Source organism: Flavobacterium sp. (assembly GCF_043720215.1).
In the GTDB taxonomy this organism is placed as follows: domain Bacteria; phylum Bacteroidota; class Bacteroidia; order Flavobacteriales; family Flavobacteriaceae; genus Flavobacterium.
In genome coordinates this window covers 1-4,367 of sequence record NZ_JAYSSZ010000110.1, presented here as the reverse complement: position 1 = coordinate 4,367, position 4,367 = coordinate 1, and the positions used below count along the sequence as shown (strand labels likewise).

At 36.5% G+C, this 4,367-nt stretch carries 4 protein-coding genes and 1 pseudogene; all 5 read right to left on the bottom strand.

Annotated features, from left to right (window positions below):
* Positions 1-271, bottom strand: a 271-nt coding sequence (gene trxA / locus ACHZC3_RS05310; protein ID WP_394758839.1) for a thioredoxin, incomplete at its 3' end; no start/stop codon positions are given.
* A gap of 277 nt (positions 272-548) precedes the next feature.
* Positions 549-2,015 carry an FAD-dependent oxidoreductase gene (locus ACHZC3_RS05305; RefSeq protein WP_394758838.1) on the bottom strand — a complete coding sequence of 489 codons (1,467 nt, stop codon included), beginning with the start codon at positions 2,013-2,015 and terminating at the stop codon, positions 549-551.
* Positions 2,016-2,162: 147 nt separating this feature from the next.
* Complete coding sequence (locus ACHZC3_RS05300) at positions 2,163-2,288, bottom strand: hypothetical protein (RefSeq protein WP_394758837.1); 126 nt, start codon at positions 2,286-2,288, stop codon at positions 2,163-2,165.
* Positions 2,285-2,797 (bottom strand): hypothetical protein, encoded by a 513-nt coding sequence (locus ACHZC3_RS05295; protein WP_394758836.1) that lies wholly within the window; start codon positions 2,795-2,797, stop codon positions 2,285-2,287. The genes ACHZC3_RS05300 and ACHZC3_RS05295 overlap by 4 nt, the downstream gene beginning before the upstream one ends.
* Before the next feature lie 59 nt (positions 2,798-2,856).
* A pseudogene (locus ACHZC3_RS05290) lies at positions 2,857-4,367 on the bottom strand (DNA polymerase III subunit alpha); the annotation flags it as partial.

Sequence of the window (4,367 nt, the reverse complement as noted above, 5' to 3'; positions counted from 1 at the left end):
CTCCTACTTGTCGACCTACAACTTCACCATTCTGAAAAACTAAAACAGTAGGAATATTTCTTACACCATATTTTGCAGCAAATTCCTGATTTGCGTCAACATCTACTTTTCCAACCACTGCTTTTCCAGCATATTCCGCTGCAATTTCCTCGATAACCGGACCAACCATACGACAAGGACCACACCAAGCTGCCCAAAAATCTACTAAAACTGGTTGTTTTGATTTCAATACTACTTCCTCAAAAGTTGCATCTGTTATTGTTTGTGCCATTTTGTTTTATTATTAAATTGTTATACAAAAGTAGAATTTAATTTTGAATAATGAATCTATTAAAAATCAGTTTTGATTATAAATGTATTGAGATTTTTTATCAGAAGCTATTCCAGCCATTCGCTATATCTTTTCTCCCGCAAAAAAAGCGGGAAAAAAGGATGCCGCTACTGTCTGGGCTAGGGCATTATTCTAAAAATCAACTTTTACGTTGCTTAAACCGCTGTTAGTAGTACTGCATTAATTTTTTCGCTTTTTTAGACACCGAAACCTTTTGCTATTCCTTCACCGCACGAATACCTCTCAAACTCCGCCCTCTCGGCTCATCACCTTCTTGGAGCACAATTTCGGAATGTAGGAACTGTGCAGCTTCGGCTGAATCTTTCACTTTAGTAGCACTGCGTTCTAACATTTCTGCTTCAAACTCAGTTAATACACTTTCTCTCACTCCCTTTTTTCTCCATTGAGAGAATGTATTACATTCTTTTGAGATGCTTCGAGCCAGCGTGAGCGCATCTAACAGCGCTTGATTCGCACCTTGTCCTTTAAATGGACTCATTGGGTGAGCGGCATCACCAATCAGAGTTACTGGCCCAGCTTTATCTAACAATTCAGATGTAAGTAATTCTCGATCATACACGGGATAACCTGAAATTTGAGCTTCTAAAGTTGCTGCTACAATTTGAGGAATTGGACTGTGCCACTGTGTTCTTCTACACGCTTCTTCCTTAAGAGCTTGGCGTCCTTGTGCACTTAAAGCCTTAGCTTCTTTTTCTGACATTGGAAAACTAAGTTGCCACATCACCGAGTCTTTTGTATAAGGCATGATATAAATTCGCTCATTACCATTGGCGGTTTGAAATACAGTTGCCGAGTCGAGCAAAGAACTATTCAGCCCTTCGAGTGCACTCAAAGGACAAATACCTAATATCACAATACAATCTAGGTATCGTAAAGGAGTACTATCTTCACCAATTAGCAACTTTCGCACCGAACTACGAATACCATCGGCGCCAACTACAAGATCTGCTTTTGCCGTTTTAATTTCGCCGTTTACTTCAAAGGTAATTTCAACTTCTTTATTTATACTTTCTTTAAAATCTATTAATTGATGTCCCCACTGTACCGCTTCATGTCCACCGAGTTGCTCAAGCAAGGCTAGACGCAAAGATTGTCTTGCGATATGTATATTGGAACGTTTCAGAGACTTTTTTACATCTGAAGGCATCCACTTTCTGATTCCCCATTCTCCAATCACTTTTCCTTCTGTAGTATGAACCACGTGTTTTGTTGAAATCACCCCTTCATCTAACGAGAATATACCAAATCCTTCGATTGCTTTACTAGCTTGTTGCAAAGTGAGTCCGTAACCCTGAGATCGAGCAGTGAAATCGTTATCGCGCTCATAAAGTGTAAACGGGATTCCGCGATGCAAACATGCCACCGCCAAAGCTACTCCTCCTATACCAGCGCCAATAATAGCAACGTGTGGGAAGTTTTCTTTGTCTGCGACAGGAGCGTTAGCAGAACCAACCAACCCAGAACCAGAACAGTTTTTGCAGGAGTATAAGTGACCTTTGGGACGAACGGGAGCTGTTCCTTCGCTATTTGTTTTTTCAAATTGTTCGAATGCTATTTGGTAGTGGCGTAGTGCTTTCTTGCTAAGTCCGCGACTTTTTTTGCCGCGTCCCTGACATTCTTGACAAATGGTCCAACTTGCTTCTTTATTTTCTGTTTTTTTCACTACTTCATTTATTCATTTCATCTTGACTTTCATTGGAACTTGCACGAATCTCATCATACTGCAAAAGAAAACTTTAGAAAATTTGGAGAATTTTCCAAACACAAACCAAGCTTAGCAATCTCATAAAACTACTGTTGGAGGCAGTTTTTATTTCTTTTTTGCAGTTTTATTGCCACTTTCAAGGTGGCATTTAATTAGTACGCTTTTTGGCCCTTGTGTTTTAACTTCTAACTTAGGAGTTTCAACTTTCGTAGTTTCTTTTTCTTTACTCATTGCGTTATTATTATTGAGATTATGTAGGTGATTGCTGAAAACAAAGTTAAACTTAAACTGTAAAATATTCCTGATTTCGCCTTGGCCAAATTTTCCATTCGCCCAATATTTATTTTATAATTGTGCTCATTACATTCAGCAAATTCTTTTTTAAGGTAGTCATCGAATTCTTTTTTTGCAGTTATCGTTTCATGTTTCTCTAAAAGTGAATTCTCATATTTTAAAAATGAATTCATACTTGCAAGTTCCCGATAAGTATGATTTCTGAAAAAATTTGAAAATGACTTTAAAAGATAATAGAATGAAAAAATACCAAAACCAAAACAGAGGAACGTTAGGATTTTACTAGCGAGAAGAATAGACGATGGTATTTCTTGGCTATATAAAAAGACATGAATAGAGACTATTCCTGAAATGATAAGTATTGGAATATTAATCGAATTATCTAATTCATATCTTCGATCAATTTCCCTAAAATAAAATTCCTTATATAATTCTATATTTTCCATGATTTAATCCGTTTTCTAAAATTGCCACCAACTATAAGATTTATCTTATTTTTTTTAATCTAATTCAACTTAAAATTAACCTGTAATTTTTCCAATTCATTAAGCAATTCGGTTGAGATGTTAATTTTCAACTTACGGCTATTCATCGAAATTTTGTTGATTATTTTGGTTTCTTCAACTTCAGTAGGAGCTACTGTTTCTGGATTTTCGTCTTCTATAATATCGCCATTTTCATCTAAAACAATTTCTATATCATCGGCTTCGATAGGCGCAACTTCAATTTGTTTTTTGATTTTTTCTAATTCCAAAATATCAAAAGAAACCGTATTGTCGCCTTTGTTAGCAGCAAAAACTGCAATCAATTTAGAGACTAATTCTTCATGCAACTCTTTTATATCTAAATGAATGACGAGTTTTTTTGCAAAAATTCGCAAAACATCTTGTATCGATTCTACTTGCAAAAAGTTAATTTGCGGATCCGATTTTTTGCCAGTTTCACGGTTTACCCAACCATCTTTTATATTAACTCTAATATATACAAACTGATTTTGAACCAGAAAATGTCTAAATTTTAAGTATTCTTCATTAAAAATTCTGAACTCATTAGTCTCGTCATATCCTTCTAAAACAAACGTTGCCCAACCTTTTCCGTTCTTGGCAGTTCTATGTTGCACATTGGTAACGATTCCTCCAAAAGAGAGGTTTTTACCCACAAATTGTTCTAAACTTTTTAGAGATTCGAGTTTGTTGTTGCAAAAATATTTCATCTCAAATCGATAATCATCTAGCGGGTGACCTGAAATATAAATCCCAACAACTTCTTTTTCTTTGGCTAGTTTTTCCATCGTATTCCACTCTTCACAAGGCGGAATTATGGGTTCCGAAATTTGCACATCGCTCGTATCTCCAAACAAACTTACTTGCGATGAATTTTCATTTTCTTGAAACTTGGCCCCAAATCGTATGGCTTTTTCGTAAAATGTAATTCCATCACCATCTGTATGAAAATATTGCGCTCGATGTGTATTTTCAAAACAATCGAAACCACCAGCTAGAATCAAGTTTTCGATGGCTTTTTTGTTTGCAGCACGTTGATCGACACGTTTGGCTAAATCGAAAATAGATTTGTAGTTTCCATCTTTTCTATTTTCTACAATGGTGTTTACAGCGCCCATTCCGACACCTTTTACAGCGCCTATTCCGAAACGAACGGCATAATCATCATTTACCGTAAATTTATAGAACGATTCATTTACATCTGGGCCTAAAACGGCTAATCCCATGCGTTTGCATTCTTCCATAAAGAAAGAAACTTGCTTAATATCGCTCATGTTATTAGACAAAACTGCCGCCATATATTCCGCAGGATAATTGGCTTTTAAGTAGGCCGTTTGATAAGCAATCCAAGCGTAACATGTAGAATGCGATTTGTTAAATGCATATTCGGCAAAAGCTTCCCAGTCTTTCCAAATTTTTTCAAGTTTGTCTTCGGCATGACCTTTGGCGACAGCCTGACTCACGAATTTAGGTTTCATTTTGTCTAGGTCATCACGTTGCTTTTTCCCCATGG

Bases quoted from the DNA above. Each gene is read 5' to 3' on its own strand.
- ACHZC3_RS05300 (WP_394758837.1), bottom strand. From the start codon at position 2,288: ATGAGTAAAGAAAAAGAAACTACGAAAGTTGAAACTCCTAAGTTAGAA.
- ACHZC3_RS05295 (WP_394758836.1), bottom strand. From the start codon at position 2,797: ATGGAAAATATAGAATTATATAAGGAATTTTATTTTAGGGAAATTGAT.